General features: G+C 71.0%; 13 protein-coding genes, 1 tRNA gene and 1 pseudogene. 4 read left to right on the top strand and 11 right to left on the bottom strand.

The window, feature by feature from the left end:
- Positions 1 to 160: 160 nt before the first annotated feature.
- From AB0C62_RS21010 to AB0C62_RS20975, 8 genes and pseudogenes are all read right to left on the bottom strand, one after another.
- The gene (locus tag AB0C62_RS21010; protein ID WP_362975355.1) at positions 161 to 1804 is read right to left on the bottom strand and encodes a long-chain fatty acid--CoA ligase; all 1644 of its coding nucleotides are present in this window, start codon (positions 1802 to 1804) and stop codon (positions 161 to 163) included.
- 214 nt (positions 1805 to 2018) lie between these two features.
- Positions 2019 to 2573: a SigE family RNA polymerase sigma factor gene (locus AB0C62_RS21005; protein ID WP_362975218.1), complete on the bottom strand. Its 555-nt coding sequence runs from the start codon at positions 2571 to 2573 to the stop codon at positions 2019 to 2021.
- Between the two features lie 236 nt (positions 2574 to 2809).
- Positions 2810 to 3976, bottom strand: a complete 1167-nt coding sequence (locus AB0C62_RS21000; RefSeq protein ID WP_362975216.1) for a lipid-transfer protein — start codon at positions 3974 to 3976, stop codon at positions 2810 to 2812.
- 215 nt (positions 3977 to 4191) lie between these two features.
- Positions 4192 to 4551: pseudogene (locus AB0C62_RS20995) on the bottom strand (acyl dehydratase); the annotation flags it as partial.
- Positions 4552 to 4676: 125 nt separating this feature from the next.
- Positions 4677 to 5762 (bottom strand): acyl-CoA dehydrogenase family protein, encoded by a 1086-nt coding sequence (locus AB0C62_RS20990; RefSeq protein WP_362975214.1) that lies wholly within the window; start codon positions 5760 to 5762, stop codon positions 4677 to 4679.
- A 1-nt stretch (position 5763) separates the two neighbouring features.
- Positions 5764 to 6960, bottom strand: a complete 1197-nt coding sequence (locus tag AB0C62_RS20985; RefSeq protein ID WP_362975353.1) for a bifunctional MaoC family dehydratase N-terminal/OB-fold nucleic acid binding domain-containing protein — start codon at positions 6958 to 6960, stop codon at positions 5764 to 5766.
- 191 nt (positions 6961 to 7151) lie between these two features.
- Positions 7152 to 8348 (bottom strand): acyl-CoA dehydrogenase family protein, encoded by a 1197-nt coding sequence (locus AB0C62_RS20980; RefSeq protein ID WP_362975212.1) that lies wholly within the window; start codon positions 8346 to 8348, stop codon positions 7152 to 7154.
- 279 nt (positions 8349 to 8627) lie between these two features.
- Positions 8628 to 8936, bottom strand: a complete 309-nt coding sequence (locus AB0C62_RS20975) for a hypothetical protein (protein WP_362975210.1) — start codon at positions 8934 to 8936, stop codon at positions 8628 to 8630.
- Positions 8937 to 9319: 383 nt separating this feature from the next.
- Between AB0C62_RS20975 and AB0C62_RS20970 the strand changes: the two genes are divergently transcribed.
- A complete protein-coding gene (locus AB0C62_RS20970; RefSeq protein ID WP_362975209.1) occupies positions 9320 to 10195 on the top strand; it encodes a bifunctional DNA primase/polymerase in 876 nt (291 codons plus the stop codon).
- A gap of 112 nt (positions 10196 to 10307) precedes the next feature.
- Here the strand turns inward: AB0C62_RS20970 and AB0C62_RS20965 are convergent.
- Positions 10308 to 10394, bottom strand: a tRNA-Ser gene (locus AB0C62_RS20965).
- 63 nt (positions 10395 to 10457) lie between these two features.
- A complete protein-coding gene (locus AB0C62_RS20960; RefSeq protein WP_362975207.1) occupies positions 10458 to 11975 on the bottom strand; it encodes a trypsin-like peptidase domain-containing protein in 1518 nt (505 codons plus the stop codon).
- Positions 11976 to 12231: 256 nt separating this feature from the next.
- Between AB0C62_RS20960 and AB0C62_RS20955 the strand changes: the two genes are divergently transcribed.
- The 3 genes from AB0C62_RS20955 to AB0C62_RS20945 all read left to right on the top strand — a co-directional run bounded on the left by AB0C62_RS20955 (position 12232) and on the right by AB0C62_RS20945 (position 14892).
- Entirely contained in the window at positions 12232 to 13041 is an 810-nt protein-coding gene (locus AB0C62_RS20955) for a glycerophosphodiester phosphodiesterase (protein WP_362975205.1), read from the top strand.
- 127 nt (positions 13042 to 13168) lie between these two features.
- Complete coding sequence (locus AB0C62_RS20950; protein WP_362975203.1) at positions 13169 to 13798, top strand: ATP-binding protein; 630 nt, start codon at positions 13169 to 13171, stop codon at positions 13796 to 13798.
- 128 nt (positions 13799 to 13926) lie between these two features.
- Positions 13927 to 14892, top strand: a complete 966-nt coding sequence (locus tag AB0C62_RS20945) for a DUF5926 family protein (RefSeq protein WP_362975201.1) — start codon at positions 13927 to 13929, stop codon at positions 14890 to 14892.
- Positions 14893 to 15125: 233 nt separating this feature from the next.
- Here AB0C62_RS20945 and AB0C62_RS20940 read toward each other — a convergent pair whose 3' ends face one another.
- A complete protein-coding gene (locus tag AB0C62_RS20940; protein WP_362975351.1) occupies positions 15126 to 15635 on the bottom strand; it encodes a hypothetical protein in 510 nt (169 codons plus the stop codon).
- Positions 15636 to 15740 lie beyond the last annotated feature (105 nt).

The following is a 15740-nucleotide window of genomic DNA, read 5'->3' as shown; positions in this document are numbered from 1 at the left end:
GGAGGTGGGGCGCTCCGGGTCCGGGCCCGGGCCCGGGCCCGGGACAGCCGTACGCCGGGCGGAGGCCGTGAAGCGCCCGCCCGGCGCAGGGGTCGCGTGCCGGGTCCGGTGGTGGGGACCCGGCGGGGTGTGTCAGAGGCGGTACGTCAGAGCCGATGCGTCAGAGCCGGGTCACGTCCAGGCCGCCCTCGGCGTACTGCCGGCGGAGCACCTTCTTGTCGAACTTGCCGACGCTCGTCTTCGGCACCGCCTCGACGATCGTCCAGCGCTCCGGCAGCTGCCACTTGGCGATCTTGCCCTCGTCGGCGAGGAAGGCACGCAGTGACGCGAAGTCGGCGGTGGAGCCCTCCCTGAGGACGACGGTGGCCAGCGGGCGCTCGCCCCACTTCTCGTCGGGGACGGCGACGACCGCGGCCTCGGCCACGTCCGGGTGGGACATGAGGGCGTTCTCCAGGTCGACCGAGGAGATCCACTCGCCGCCCGACTTGATGACGTCCTTGGCGCGGTCGGTGAGGGTCAGGAAGCCGTCGGGGCTGATCGTGCCGACGTCACCGGTCTTCAGCCAGCCGTCGGGGCTGAACTTGTCGGCGGGACGCAGCGGTTCCGCGCCGGCGCCACCGTAGTAGGCACCCGCGATCCAGGGGCCGCGGACCTCCAGCTCGCCGGCCGACTCGCCGTCCCAGGGGAGGCGCTCGCCGCCGGGGCCGGTGAGGCGGGCCTCGACACCGGCCGGGAAACGGCCCTGCGTGAGCCGGTACGCGAACTCCTCGTCCGTGCCGACGGCGTGGGCCGGCGGGCGGGCGACGGTGCCGAGCGGGGAGGTCTCGGTCATGCCCCAGGCGTGGCAGACGCTCATGCCCAGTTCGTCGAAGGCGGCCATCAGGGAGGGCGGGCAGGCGGAGCCGCCGATCGTCACCTGGGTGAGGGAGGAGACGTCCCGCGGCTTGGCGGTCAGCTCGGCGAGCAGGCCCTGCCAGATGGTCGGGACGGCCGCGGCGTGCGTCGGCCGCTCGCTCTCGATCATCTCGGCGAGCGGCGCGGGCTGGAGGAAACGGTCGGGCATCAACATGTTGACGCCCGACATGAAGGTCGCGTGCGGCAGGCCCCACGCGTTGACGTGGAACTGCGGGACAACGACCAGGGTGGTGTCCTGGTCGGTGAGCCCCATCGACTGCGCCATGTTGACCTGCATGGAGTGCAGGTAGATCGAACGGTGCGAGTACACGACGCCCTTGGGGTCCCCGGTGGTGCCGGAGGTGTAACACATGGCCGCGGCCTGCCGCTCGTCCAGCTCCGGCCAGTCGTACTCCGTCGGCTTCCCGGCGAGCAGTTCCTCGTACTCGTGCACGCGCACGCTCGCCCCGTCGAGCAGCGAACGGTCACCGGGGCCCGACACCACCACATGCTCCACCGTCGACAGGTGGGGGAGGAGGGGAGCGAGCAGCGGGAGCAGCGAGCCGTTGACGATGACCACGCGGTCGGCGGCGTGCTTCACGATGAACACGAGCTGTTCGGCCGGGAGGCGGAGGTTCAGCGTGTGCAGTACGGCGCCCATGGAGGGGATCGCGTAGTACGCCTCGACGTGCTCCGCGTTGTTCCACATCAGCGTCGCGACCCGCTCGTCGCCCGTCACCCCGAGGTCGTCGCGCAGGGCGTGGGCGAGCTGGTTGGCCCGCGCGCCGGCCTCGCGGAAGCTGCGCCGGTGCGGCTCGCCCTGTCCCGTCCAGGTCGTGATCTGCGACTCTCCGTGGATCCGCGCCCCGTGCACGAGAATGCGGGTCACAGTCAGCGGTACGTCCTGCATCGTGCTCAGCACGGCGTCCTCCCGGGGGCGACATTGCCTACGCGGTAGTAATGGGTTCCGCTGATTCTGCTCACATACCGCGTGGTATGTCACTAGGCGCAGGAATGATCGATCAGCGCCACACCTGCTCGGGCGCTGTATGGAGCGCGGGACAGGGCTCCGCGTCCCGCCCACGTCCGCGTCGGACCCACCGGACAGGACCTGCGCACTCGCCTCAGGCGGCGGGAGCCAGCTCCGGGTCGTCCCGCATCTTGCCCAGCGCGCGCGACACCGCCGACTTGACCGTGCCGACGGAGACGCCGAGCACCTCCGCCGTCTGGACCTCGCTCAGGTCCTCGTAGTAGCGCAGCACCACCATCGCCCGCTGGCGCGCCGGCAGTTTCATGACAGCCCGCCACATCGCGTCGCGCAGCACCTGCTGCTCGGCCGGGTCCGCCGCGGGCAGCCCCTCCGGCTCCGGAAGGTCGTCGCACGCGAACTCGTCGACCTTGCGCTTGCGCCACTGCGACGTCCGCGTGTTCAGCAACGCGCGCCGCACATAGCCGTCCAGCGCCCGATGGTCCTCGATCCGGTCCCAGGCGACGTACGTCTTCGTCAGGGCCGTCTGCAACAGGTCCTCCGCGTCGCTCGGGTTCGCGGTGAGCGACCGGGCGGTCCGCAGCAGCACCGGCTGGCGCGCCCTCATGTAGGAGGAGAACGACGGGTACGAACGGGTCTGCGTCGCCGGAGTGGCGGCGTCCGAGGCGCTGGTGCAGACGAGTGTGGTCATGGCTCCACGCTAGGTTCGCCCCCTCCTCCCGCGGATCGGCCGCAGGTCCCGAAGCCATGTCCGCCTCAGGTTGTAGGAAGGGGGGTGGCCCCACCTTCTGAAGGTGGACGAGCGCCCACCGCCCCCTGAGGGTTCACCCCTGAGAGGGGCCGGCAGACGGACGGCAGGCGACTGTTGATCGGGGCGGGGAGACCTGCGGCCGAGGGGGAGACCTGCGGGCGAGGCGGACGGCTCCCTCAGTCGTCGGAGCCGAGGATCAGCCCCGAAGTGGGAACCCCCGTGCCCGCAGTGACCAGGACCCGTTCGGCTCCGGCTATCTGGTTCACGGACGTGCCCCGCAGCTGCCGGACGCCCTCCGCTATGCCGTTCATCCCGTGCAGATAGGCCTCCCCGAGCTGTCCTCCGTGCGTGTTCAGCGGCAACCGCTCCTCCGCGACGAAGTCGGCGGCCTCCCCCGGCTTGCAGAATCCGAACTCCTCCAGCTGCGTCAGCACGAACGGGGTGAAGTGGTCGTACAGGATCCCCACGTCGATCTCCGCCGGCCCGAGCCCCGCGGTCCGCCACAACTGCCGGGCCACCACTCCCATCTCGGGCAGCCCGGTCAGATCGTCCCGGTAGAAACTCGTCATCTGCTCCTGTGCCCGACCGGCCCCCTGCGCGGCGGCCGCGACGACCACCGGGGGACGGGGCAGATCACGGGCCCGCTCCACAGAGGTGACGACCAGCGCCTGGCCGCCGTCGGTCTCCTGACAGCAGTCCAGCAGCCGCAGCGGCTCCACGATCCACCGGGACGCCGCGTGCTCGGCGAGCGTGATCGGCCTGCCGTGGAAGTACGCCGCCGGGTTCGTCGCCGCGTACTTCCGGTCCGTGACCGCGACATGCCCGAACGCCTCGGGGGTCAGACCGTAGGTGTGCAGATACCGCTGGGCCGCCATCGCCACCCACGAGGCCGGGGTGAGCAGCCCGAACGGCAGGGCCCAGCCCAGCGCCGCGCCCTCCGCGGACGGCTCCCGCCGCTGGACTCCCGAGCCGAATCTGCGCCCCGACCTCTCGTTGAACGCCCGGTAGCAGACGACGACATCGGCCACCCCGGTCGCCACCGCGAGCGCCGCCTGCTGGACGGTCGCGCAGGCGGCACCGCCGCCGTAGTGGACGCGGGAGAAGAAGGACAGCTCCCCGATCCCCGCCGCCTGGGCGACGGTGATCTCCGGGCTGGTGTCCATCGTGAACGTCACCATCCCGTCCACGTCGTCCGGTGTCAGCCCCGCGTCGTCCAAGGCGGACCGCACCGCCTCCACCGCCAACCGCAGCTCGCTGCGTCCCGAGTCCTTCGAGAACTCGGTGGCCCCGATCCCCACGATCGCCGCCCGCCCACCGAGGTCGTCCCTCCTCCGCACACTCACGAGGCACCGCCTTCGGCCGACGCCCCACCGGAGACGAGAGAGGACGCGGAATCGGAACGGGATGCGGAGGCGGAGACGGACTCCGGGACGGAGACGGACTTGGGGGTGGGTGGAGCGGCAGCGGCGGAGGTTGAGGTTGAGGTGGAGGTTGAGGTTGAGGTCAACGAGGAGGAGGCGCTGACCGGGGCGGACGGCGGTGCAGTCGTCCTCGGGCCCGGGACGGTCACCGTCACCGTGCCCATGACGTGCCGGCCGATCTTGTTGGTGCCGAGGATGCGCACCGTGACCGTGTCGCCGTCGACCTTCTCGATCGAGCCCGTCATCACCATGGTGTCTCCCGGGTGGTTCGGGGCGCCGAGTCGGATGGCGACCGCGCGGAGTACGGAGGCCGGGCCGAAACGATCGGTCACGTACCGTCCGACCAGGCCGTTGGTGGTCAGGATGTTCATGAAGATGTCCGGCGAGCCCTTCTCCCGCGCCAGCTCCACGTCGTGGTGCACGTCCTGGTAGTCCCGCGACGCGATCGCCCCGGCCACGATCAACGTACGGGTGATCTCGATCTCCAACGGCGGCAGTACGTCCCCGGCCCTGTACGCCGAGCTCGCGTCGCCGGACGCTGCCTCGCCGGGGTCTCCATGTCCGGGCGCCGGCCCGGAATCGCCGGCCCGCGTCACCGAACCCGCCCCCGTCCGCTCCACCCTCATGTCTCCACCGCCCCCTCCGCCATCGGCTCGCCCGTCACGATCAACTCACCCAATTCCTGGAGCACTTCGCCCCCGCCTCCGAGATACGCGTCCAGTTGCCGCCCCCACAGGAAGTGCCGGTGCACCGGGTGGTCGAGGTCGGCCCCCGCTCCGCCGTGCAGATGCTGGCCCGCGTGCACCACGCGCTGCCCGGCCTCGGACGCCCACCACGCGGCGGTCAGGGCGTGCGTCCGGTACGGCAGCCCCTCGTCCCGGCGCCATGCCGCCTCGTACGCCGTCACCCGTATCGCCTCGATGTCCATGTACGCGTCGGCGGCTCGCAGTTGGACTCCTTGCTTGGCGGCGAGCGGACGCCCGAACTGCTCCCGCTCGTTCGTGTAGGCGACGGCGCGCGCCAGCGATCCCGCGCCCACCCCGGCCTGCAGTCCAGCGAAGGCGGTGCGTGCCGTGGCCAGCACGTCCTCGTACGCCCCCTCCGTGCCGAGTGGCTCGCCGGGTGTCCCCTGGAGGGTCAGGCGCCCCGCCGCCCAGGGCGCCGTCAGCTCGACGGGTTCGCATGCCGGCGCCTCCGCGGTGCGCACCAGCCAGAGCCCGCGTCGGTCGTCGGCCACGAGAACATGTGTGGCGTCCCGCAGCCAGGGCACCACCGGGACGACTCCGGTCAGCAGCGGCCGTCCGGCTTCCGCGGCACTCGGCGAGCGGCCGGCCTCGCTGCCGACGACCGACCCCGAGCCGTGCAGCGCTCCGGCCACCACCACCGTCCCGTTCGCGATGCCGGGCAGCAACCGCTCGCGCTGCTCGGGGGAACCGTGCGTCGCGATGGCGAGCAGCCCGTACACACAGCTCGCCGCGAACGGCACCTGCGCCGTGGTGCGGCCCTGCTCCTCCAGCAGCAACACCACGCCGAGAAGCCCGATGTCATCGACGGCCGCCACGAGCCCGGCGGCACACAGCTCCTTCCACAGTCCCGCGTCGCTGTCCGTCCCGGCCGCGGTGAGCCGCTCGGGCGTGGAGAGGTCGCCGAAGATCCGCGCGGCCAGGTCCCGGGCGGCGGCCTGTTCTTCCGTGGGCGTGAAGTCCATGTCAGCTCCTCCCGCCCGAGGGGACGCCGACATCACCGGGCGCGGCCGACGAAGTGGCCGGTCCGCCGGCCGTACCGCCGCCCTCGCGTCCCGCGCCGGCCCGGAACACCGGCAGAAGCAACTCCTCGTCGTACTGCCGGAATTCGAGACGTACAGGCATGCCGACCCGGACGCGGTCGTGCGGCACGCCCACCACGTTGCTCACCATCCGCACGCCCTCGGCGAGCTCGATCAGGCCGACCGCGTAGGGAGGATCGAAAGCGGGGAACGGCGGGTGGTGCATCACGACGTACGAGTAGACGGTCCCCTCACCGCTCGCCTCCACGGTGTCCCACTCCGGGCCGCCGCACGCGTTGCACCCCGGCAGCCAGGGAAACCTCAGCGTCCCGCACCCCGTACAGCGCTGGATCAGCAACCGCTGCCGTCCGACGCCCTCCCAGAAACCGGCGTTGTCCCGGTTGACCACGGGGCGCGGACGACTGCTCCTCGGCTGGGGCGCGCCGGCGGTGCCACCCGCTACGGCGGAGCCCATGGCGCCGACGGTCTCCGCGGGCCCGACCGGTACAGCGGGGCCGGTTGTGCTCGTCGCCTCCGCGGTGTCGCCCGTACCCGCGGGTCGACCTGCTCCCCCCGATCCCCTCGCCCCGTCATCGGAACCCTCATCCCCCCTCGGACTCCGATGTGCCGGCGCGTACTTGAGGATGCGGAAACGGTGCGTCCCCGCGAGTTCTCCTCCCGCGCGGACGTCCATGCGCGTGGTGATGAAGTACCCCGTGCCCAGCTTGGTCGTCTTGCGTTCGGAGACGGACTCGATCATCGAGTCGAAGGTGATCTCGTCCCCGGGCCGCAGTGGACACAGATACTCCTGCTCGCAGTCGGTGGCGACCACGGAGGTGCAGCCCGCTCCGTCGAGGAGAGCGAACAGCTCGTCGTTCGTGTCGGAGCGGCCGGGCCGACCGGTGTGCCCCGCGAGACCGCCCATCGTCCACGCCTGGAGCATGGTGGGCGGAGCCACCGCGTCCGGCCCTCGGTATGCCGGATGGGTGTCCCCCATCGCCTCGCACCAGTGCCGGATCATCGGTGCGTTGACCGGGTCCCTGCCGGCGCCTCCGACGGTGGCCGCGCGCCCTTCGAACTCCCTCAGCCTCACGAGCAGTTCGTCGCCACCACCGCCATGGCCGCCGACCCCACCGTCCAGCGCGAAGCCTCCGCCACCCGCCGCGCCCCCGGCTCCCGCCGCGCCCCCGGCTCCCACCGCACCCTCGGCTCCCGCACCCGCACCCGCACCCGCACCGGCACGACGGTCACCCACACCATGACCGGCCGCCCCAAGTCCGCCCCCGCCGCGGCCGTCCGTCCTCGTCTCTCCGCGTCCTGTCCCGCGCCCGCTCATCGCCGCCCCCTCTTCATCCCGAGCCGCATCGTCGCGACGATCTCCCGCTGCACCTCGCTCACCCCGCCCCCGAACGTGTTGATCTGCGCCGCCCTGTTCATCCGCTCCAGCTCGCCGGCCCCGAACGCCCCGGGTGAACCGGAGCGGACCAGTGCGTCCTCTCCCACAATGTGCTGACACATTCGGTACACCGCGACCGCGGATTCGGTTCCCATGATCTTCACGCCGCTGGCGTCTCCCGGCGCCAGCCGGCCCGCCCCCACGTCCCCCACCAAACGCCAGTTGAGCAGGCGTGATGCCGCCAGCCGGGCATGCACTTCGGCCAGCTGGAAACGGACCCACGGCTCGTCAACCCGGCGCCGCCCCGTCACTGGATCGGGCGTCCTGGCCGCCTCCAGCGCCGCCGCGTAGAAGTCCTCGGCCTGCATGCCGATCGCGGCGAGGGCGACCCGCTCGTGGTTCAGCTGGTTCGTGATGAGTCCCCAGCCGCCGTTCTCCTCACCGACCAGGTTCGCGGCCGGGACGCGGATGCCGTCGTAGTAGGTCGCGGTGGTCGTCTGGCCGCCGACCGTCTCGATCGGCGTCCACGAGAAACCGGGCACGTCCGTGGGGACGAGCACGATCGAGATGCCCTGATGCTTGGGCGCGTCCGGGTCGGTCCGGCAGGCGAGCCAGATCCAGTCGGCGTTCTGGGCGTTGGAGGTGAAGATCTTCTGCCCGTCGATCCTCCAGTACCCGTCTCCGGTGCCCTCCGGATCCGAGGGTGCCGCCGGCTCCCGTACGGCGCGCGTCCGCAGGGAGGCGAGGTCGGTGCCGGCCGACGGCTCCGAGTAGCCGATGGCGAAGACGAGGTCGCCGCTCAGGATGCGGGGCAGGAAGGTTTCCTTCTGCTCCTCGCTGCCGTACTTCATGAGGGTCGGACCGACGGTGTTCAGCGTGACCATCGAGACGGGCGCGCCCGCCCGGTATGCCTCGTCGAAGAAGACGAACTGTTCGTCCGCGCCGCGTCCCTGCCCGCCGTACGCGACCGGCCAGCCGAGACCGAGCAGTCCGTCGGCGCCGATACGGCGGAGCAGTTCGCGCTGCCGTACCGGGTCGTCGGCGGGCGGCGGACCGTCCGGCATCAAGCCCGCGAAGTACGCGCGGAGTTCGGCACGCAGCCGCTGCTGGCGTTCGGTGGGGGCGAGGTGCACGGCGGCGGCCTCCCGGACCTCGTACGGACAGGAGTTTCTGACTGTCCGTCAGATACGGTGCACTGTCAAGGTCATGGACGCCGCACCCGGGGGCGCGGAAGACGGCCCGCCGGGCGCCCTCGACCGGCCGGCCACGGACCCGGGCGCCGCAGACGATTCCCCGGGGAAACACGGCTGCGCGACGGCGCCGAAGCACCGTCGCGCAGCCGCTGTGAAACCCCACAGAGCACTACCCCACGCGGAAGCCCCAGGGCCGATGAGAGCGCATCGGCCCGTGGCTCACCAGAGGTTGACGAAGTTCACCAGAACGTTCGAGTTGCCCTGGTTGATCGCCGTGAAGGCTGACCCGTTCACCTGGGCGGTGTTGTTCTGGTTCGAGGCTCCGGCCCCGACCGCCTGCTGTTGGGTGGTGGAGGAGTTGCCGTTGTTGTCGCGTCCGACGCCGCCGCTGACGGTCGCCGCTCCCGCGTTCGATCCGTTGCTCGCGAAGCCACCGTTGTCCGCCGACGCGACGCCCGTGCAGAGGGCGGCGGCCAGAGGAAGGGCCGCGACGGCGGCGAGGACGCGAGCGGTACGGATGCCTGCCATGTGAATTCCTCCAGAACCGGGGTGTACGCACCGGCGATGAACCGGGCTGTACGGGAAGTACGGCTTTTACCAAGGCAGTTGGCCGACCGCCTCGGTGAAGTGCACGACGTCGCGATTCCAGAGTTGCCCACGGGACCCCGGTGAACCACCCCGGAAGCCATGATTCCCCCTCAAGCGTGATGACAAGTCGATAAACCCCCTTCCACTCGACAAAACCCCTGTTCAGCGACGATTCAGCTCGTCAATCTCCGACCCTCCCCAGGTGCCGCAACAGCTGAAGCGTTCCGGCACATTTTCGGCCAATCTCACCCATCACCGACTCCGGATGCCGCCACGCTCGGCGAGCTCTTCCTTTTTTCGAACACTCGTACGAACATAGAGGCATGGCCACCATCGACCGGCAGGCCACCACCCTGGCCCTGGCCCACGCCCTGTCCGCCGCCGAGCGCGGGCTGGCAGTGATCCCGCTGTCCCGAACGAAGCTCCCGGCCCTGCGTTCCCCCCACCGCGACGACCCCGAACCCACCCCCTGCCACGGCGAGTGCGGGCGCTTCGGACACGGCGTGTACGACGCCTCGACCGAGCCCCGGCGCATCCGCGAACTCTTCGCCGCCGCCCCCTGGGCCACCGGCTACGGCATCGCCTGCGGCCTCGACCCGCACCACCTCATCGGCATCGACCTCGACACCAAATGCGGTACGGACTCCTCCACCGCCCTGCGCGAACTGGCCCTGCGCCATCTGTTCACGATCCCGGAGACGGTCGTCGTCGTGACCCCGAGCGGCGGCCGGCACCTGTGGCTGAGCGGCCCGCCGGACGTGGTCGTCCCCAACTCCGCGAGCAGGCTGGCCCCCGGCATCGACATCCGTGGCGCCGGAGGCTACCTCGTCGGCCCAGGCTCCCGTACCGAACACGGCGTGTACGGCACGGCTCCCGGCACCGCACGGCTCGCGCCCGCACCCTGCCCGCGCGAGCTCCTGGACCTGCTGCTGCCGCCGCCGCGCAGACTTCACCCGACCCCATCCTCCACAGGGCAACAGGGCCAGGGGCTGGTCCAGTTCGTCCTCGCCGCGCACGAGGGCCAGCGCAACACACGCCTCTTCTGGGCGGCCTGCCGTGCCTACGAGAACGGCATCGGCCCCCAGCTGATCACCCCGCTCGTCCGGGCCGCCGTCCGCACCGGCCTCACCGAACACGAGGCCCGCTCGACGATCGCCTCCGCGGCCCGCATGACGGCTCCTTCACCCCGGCAGCGCTGAGGGCGCGCCATCGCCGGGGGCCACGCGTGACGGCCGCGCACCCGGCGGCGCCGGAACCAGGGAGCACGCGAACGGCCCCTGACCGAAAACCCGGTCAGGGGCCGTTCACCTGCGGTGGGTGTGGGATTTGAACCCACGGTGACATCGCTGCCACGACGGTTTTCAAGACCGTTCCCTTAGGCCGCTCGGGCAACCCACCCCGCGCTGCCGTTGATCGGCGGCGCGGGGACAAGAGTAACGGGTCCGGTGCCCGACCCGTGGGTCAGCTGTCGCCCTCTCGCGAGGCGAGGGTGACGTCCGTGGTGCGGGTCTTGCCGTCGCGGGTGTAGGTGAGCTTCACCGTGTCGCCCGGCTTGTGCGTCCAGATCTCGCCGATGAGGGTCGGGCCGCTGTCGATCACCATGTCGTCCAGCTTGGTGATGACGTCGCCGGGCTTGAGGCCCGCCTTGGCCGCGGGCCCGCCGGACTCGACGGCCGCCGCGCCGCTCGCGCCCTGCTCGGTGATCTTCGCGCCGCTCGTGCCCTCCTCCAGGGAGACCGAGGCGCCGATCTTCGCGTACACCGGCTTGCCGTTCTTGATCAGCTGCTGGGCGACGTTCTTCGCCTGGTTGATCGGGATCGCGAAGCCCAGACCGATGGAACCGGACTGGCCGGAACCGCCGAGACCGCCGCTGCTCGACGACTGGATCGCCGAGTTGATGCCGATGACCGCGCCCGAGGCGTCGAGCAGCGGGCCTCCGGAGTTGCCCGGGTTGATCGAGGCGTCGGTCTGCAGGGCGCTCATGTACGAGGCCTTGCTGCTGGCGCTGCCGTCACTGGAGGCGACGGGACGGTTCTTGGCGCTGATGATGCCGGTGGTCACCGTGTTCGACAGACCGAAGGGCGCGCCGATCGCGATCGTGGAGTCGCCGACGGCCACCTGGTCCGAGTTGCCGAGGGTGAGCGGCTTCAGCTCTCCCGAAGGCGCGTTCTTCAGCTTGATGACCGCGACGTCGTAGCCCTGCGCGTGTCCGACCACCTCGGCGTCGTACTTCTTGCCGTTCGGGAAGGTCGCGCTCAGCTTGCCGCCGTCGACGGCCTCCGCCACCACGTGGTTGTTGGTGAGGATGTGGCCCTGGGTGTCGAAGACGAAGCCCGTACCGGTGCCGCCCTCGCCGCTGGTGCTCTGCGCCTCGATGGTGACGGTGCTCGGCAGCGCCGTGGCGGCCACGTTCGCGACCGTGCCCGAGGCGCGCTTCACCTGGCCGCTGGTGCTCGGGGCCGAGACCGTCGTCGAGCCGGTGGAGTCGTCGTTGTTCTTGGCCAGGCCGTAGCCGATGCCGCCGCCGACTCCGCCGGCGACCAGCGCGGCCACCAGGATCGCGGCGACCAGGCCGCCGCGGCCGTTCTTCGGCTTCGGAGCGGGCTGCTGGTACGAGGAGCCCCAGCCGCCGGTTCCCGAACCGCCGCCGTCGGCGTACGACGGAGTGGCGGGCGGCGGAGGCGGCCAGCCCGCCTCGGGGGCGGAGCCCTGGGCTCCGGTGCTCTGTGCGTAGGGGTCGGCGGCCTGTCCGTAGGGGTCGGCTCCGTGCCCGGCACCGGCCGAGGCGTACGCCGGAGCGCCCGCGGGCGCCGACGCGTGCTCCGGTGCGCCGGGGGCGCCCTGCGGGACGGCGGGGATCGGAGCGGTCGGTGCGCTCCCGTCGTGCGGGGCCTGCGCGGAAACAGCGGGAGTGTCCACCGGCACAGGAGGTGCGGACGGGGCCGGGGGTACCTCGGTGCCCTCGTTCTCGGTGCTCACAGCTCTTCTCCTCGATCCACGGCTGTTGTTCTCGGTCGCACTCGGTCACACCCACTCACGCTTGCTGATGGCCCGGCGCGATTCAGCTGTGCATGTGCTTTTGTACGCCGTCAGCTTTTCCCACTGGGCGTCAGAGCACCATAAGCGGTGCCTGTGCGTCCGAGGCGACTCTTTATAACGGACCTTTGTCACTAAAAGGAGGAAGTGCTACGTCTCCCACCTCACGCCTACCCCGCGACGGTGGCACCATGACGCGGTGACCCTCGCACGACAGCACCCGATCCAGGTGATCGCCCACCGCGGAGCCTCCGAAGAGGCCCCGGAACACACACTGGCCGCGTACAAGAAGGCGATCGAGGACGGTGCGGACGCCCTTGAGTGCGATGTGCGCCTGACCGCCGACGGCCATCTCGTCTGTGTGCACGACCGCCGCGTCAACCGTACGTCCAACGGCCGCGGCGCCGTCTCCGCCCTGGAACTCGCCGATCTCGCCGCCCTGGACTTCGGCTCCTGGAAGAACCGCGACGAGTCCCCCGACTGGGAGCACGCCCCCGGAGGCCCCGAGGACACCTCCGTCCTCACCCTGGAGAGACTGCTCGAACTCGTCGCCGACGCCGGCCGCCGTGTCGAGTTGGCCATCGAGACGAAACACCCGACCCGCTGGGCGGGCCAGGTCGAGGAACGCCTACTGGTCCTGCTGAAGCGCTTCGGCCTCGACTCCCCGGAGTCCGCCGCCGACTCCCCGGTCCGTGTGATGAGTTTCTCGGCGCGCTCCCTGCATCGCGTCCGGGGCGCGTCCCCGACGCTGCCCACGGTGTATTTGCTCCAGTTCGTCTCTCCCCGGCTACGGGACGGACGACTGCCCGCGGGTGTCCGGATCGCGGGCCCCTCGATGCGGATCGTACGCAGCCACCCCGGGTACATCGAGCGCCTCAAGCGGGCCGGGCACCAGGTGCACGTCTGGACCGTGAACGAGCCCGAGGACGTGGACCTCTGCGTTGAGCTGGGCATCGACGCCATCATCACCAACCGCCCCCGCGCGGTGCTGCGTCAGCTGGGCCGCTGACCCCGACTCCTCCCGCCCTCGGACACCCCACGTAAAGCACCACGATCGCCCCTCAAAAACCATCGAAAACCGGACGCCCGTCACAGGGAGTGCACCGGCGCGTTCGCTCCGTATTCGATCGTTACAAGTGCGTCAGCAGACGTCGATTGGCCGGTTTCCGGTCCAGTCCAAAGGGGCATCCACTCCGTGGCGTGGGGCAAAGGAGGTCTCGGGGGTGGCGTTGGTGGTGGCACAGGAGGTGCCCACGTCGTCGAGCATGGCCGTACCCCATGGCCCTGCGGGCGTGGGGGAAGCACGGCATCGGATGCGGGATCACCTGCGCTCCGGTGGCGTGGCGGAAACGGTCATCGACGACGCGGTACTGATCCTTTCCGAACTGCTCAGCAATTCCTGCCGACATGGCAGGCCCCTGGGCGACGCGTTCTCCGGCGACGGCGACGTGCGGGCGGCCTGGCGCGTCGAACCGGCGGGACGGCTGACGCTCGAAGTGACGGACGGCGGTGGTCCGACCCGCCCTGTTCCGTCGACGCCCTCGGTCACCGCTCGTGGCGGCCGCGGGCTGAACATCATCACCGCGCTGGCCAAGGACTGGGGTGTCCGGGACGACATCCGCGGCGAGGTCACGGTGTGGGTGGTCATCCAGGACGACGTGGAAACAGCCCGCAGACGCGACGATTTCGCTACGCGCGTCGCGTCACCGACCGTGTCCGGGATATCCGGCGTGGACTTCGCGGACGCCTTCGACGATCTCGGCTGAGGCACCCGCGCGCCGAACCACAGGTTCCGGTGCGACGCGGTGCGTTGTCCACAGGGTCCCGTCGGCCTCCCTACGAACGGCTAGGCTCGCGCCCGTACGAGACGAGCCGTGATCGGGAGACACCCACGATGGCCAAGAAGCGACCTCAGACGAGGGCCAAGCAGCCGCAGCTCAACGACGGAGAGATCCCGGTTGTCGGCGCTCGCGAGCCCTGCCCCTGCGGCAGCGGCCGCCGCTACAAGGCCTGCCACGGCCGAGCCGCAGCGCACGCCGTGACCGAGCTGGTCCACCGCCCCTTCGAGGGCCTGCCGGGCGAGGGGGACTGGGTCGCGCTGCGCGAGCTGGTGCCCGCCGCGACGGTCGAACTGAAGCTCAAGGAGAGCCCGCCGGAGGGAGTTCCCTCGGTCACGCTCGCCACCGTCCTGCCGATGGCCTGGCCCGCGCTGCGCCGCGACGACGGCTCGGTGCTGCTCGGCCTGCAGAACGACACGGCCTCCGGCGACATCAGCCGCGACCTGGCCGACACCCTCCAGCGCGCGCTCACCGCGCAGCCGGGCACCCCGGTCGAGGGCCGCCGCGCCCCGGCCGAGGGCCCGCGCCTGCAGGACCTGCTCGACCCGGAAGGCGCCTTCGAGCCAGTTGTGCACAGCGGCTTCGAGTTCTGGGTCCCGGACGCGGAGAACGCCACGGCGGAGGTGACCGCATCTCTGGAGCGGGCCAACGCCGCGGCCATCCCGACCGTGAAGCTCTCCGGGGTCGACGCCGCCTACTGGTGCGAGACGCCCGACAAGAACCACCTGCGCTGGGTCATGCCCCACGAGGAGGAGCAGCTTCTGGACGCCCTCGCGCGCCTTCACGCGGCAGGCCGTTCGGGCCTCGGCGAGGGCACCCGGCTGGTCGGTTCCTTCCGCGCGCACGGGCTCACCGTGCCGGTCTGGGACCTGCCGACGGGGGTCACGGCGGACGACGTCGAGAAGCCGGCCGCGGAGTTCGCCGAGCGCCTCGCCACGGCTCTGGCCACGGACGAGCCGCTGACGGCGGACGAGCGTCGCGCGCGGGGCGGACTCACGAACCGACAGGTGACTCTCAGCTGACTCACAGACTCGGAAACTGACCGACCGGTCAGCTGGTCGCGACCTCGGAAGCGGGTGACTCCTGTCACAACTCCCCGTTGTGACAGGTAAATCCGTGTCCGAATAGCCGAGATCGAATTTGCGAACCGCCGATCTCTTGTTACCGTTCGAGTAGCCCGGTTGCTGGTGCATCCCCCGTCGCCAGCAACCGGGTCTTTTCATGCCCGCTGTCAGACACGCGGTCAACAGCCTTGCTACGAGGCCGAGTTGCTCCCCGAGCGCAGCAACAGCGGCCCGTCGGGCCCGGATCCCTTCGCGAACTCGGCAATCGCCGTGTACGCCTCCGCGCCCCCCGCGGTGCGTTCCCTGGGGGTCTCGCACGCCCCCGGATCGTCCTCGGCGTCCACCGCGCAGTTGATCTGCACCGTGCGCCCTCCGGGGCCCATCAGACTCAGCAGGGAACTCAGTTCTTCGCCGGTCGCGTTGCGGTAGTAGGTGCGCGCCCAGGTCTCCTCGCCCTGCGTCAGGACACAGGTCTGTGCCTCGACGCCGTCGGGCGAGGAGAGTTCGGGACCACACCGGGCGGCGGTGGCCAGTCCGAGGCCGAGCAGCCGCGGGGAGCGGGAGGGTTCGGGAGAGCGCGGCCGGTCGTCGGTGCGAGCGGTCCCGCGCACGGCAGACGGATCGTTGTCGCCGACGGAGCCGGCGGACGCCACGGCCAGGGGAAGTGCGAGGACGAACGCCACGACGCCGACCAGCGCCATGAGACGGACCCTTCGGGGGTCGGCCCCGCCGCGCGGCGGCGTCGAGGCCCCGTGTCCCCCAGAATTGCGCTGCATGGTCGGACGATAACGAGCGTGGGCGGGCGC

Source organism: Streptomyces sp. NPDC048643 (assembly GCF_040650615.1).
GTDB lineage: Bacteria > Actinomycetota > Actinomycetes > Streptomycetales > Streptomycetaceae > Streptomyces.
The sequence above is the reverse complement of the archived record's forward strand: the minus strand, read 5'-3'. Positions and strand labels throughout refer to the sequence as shown.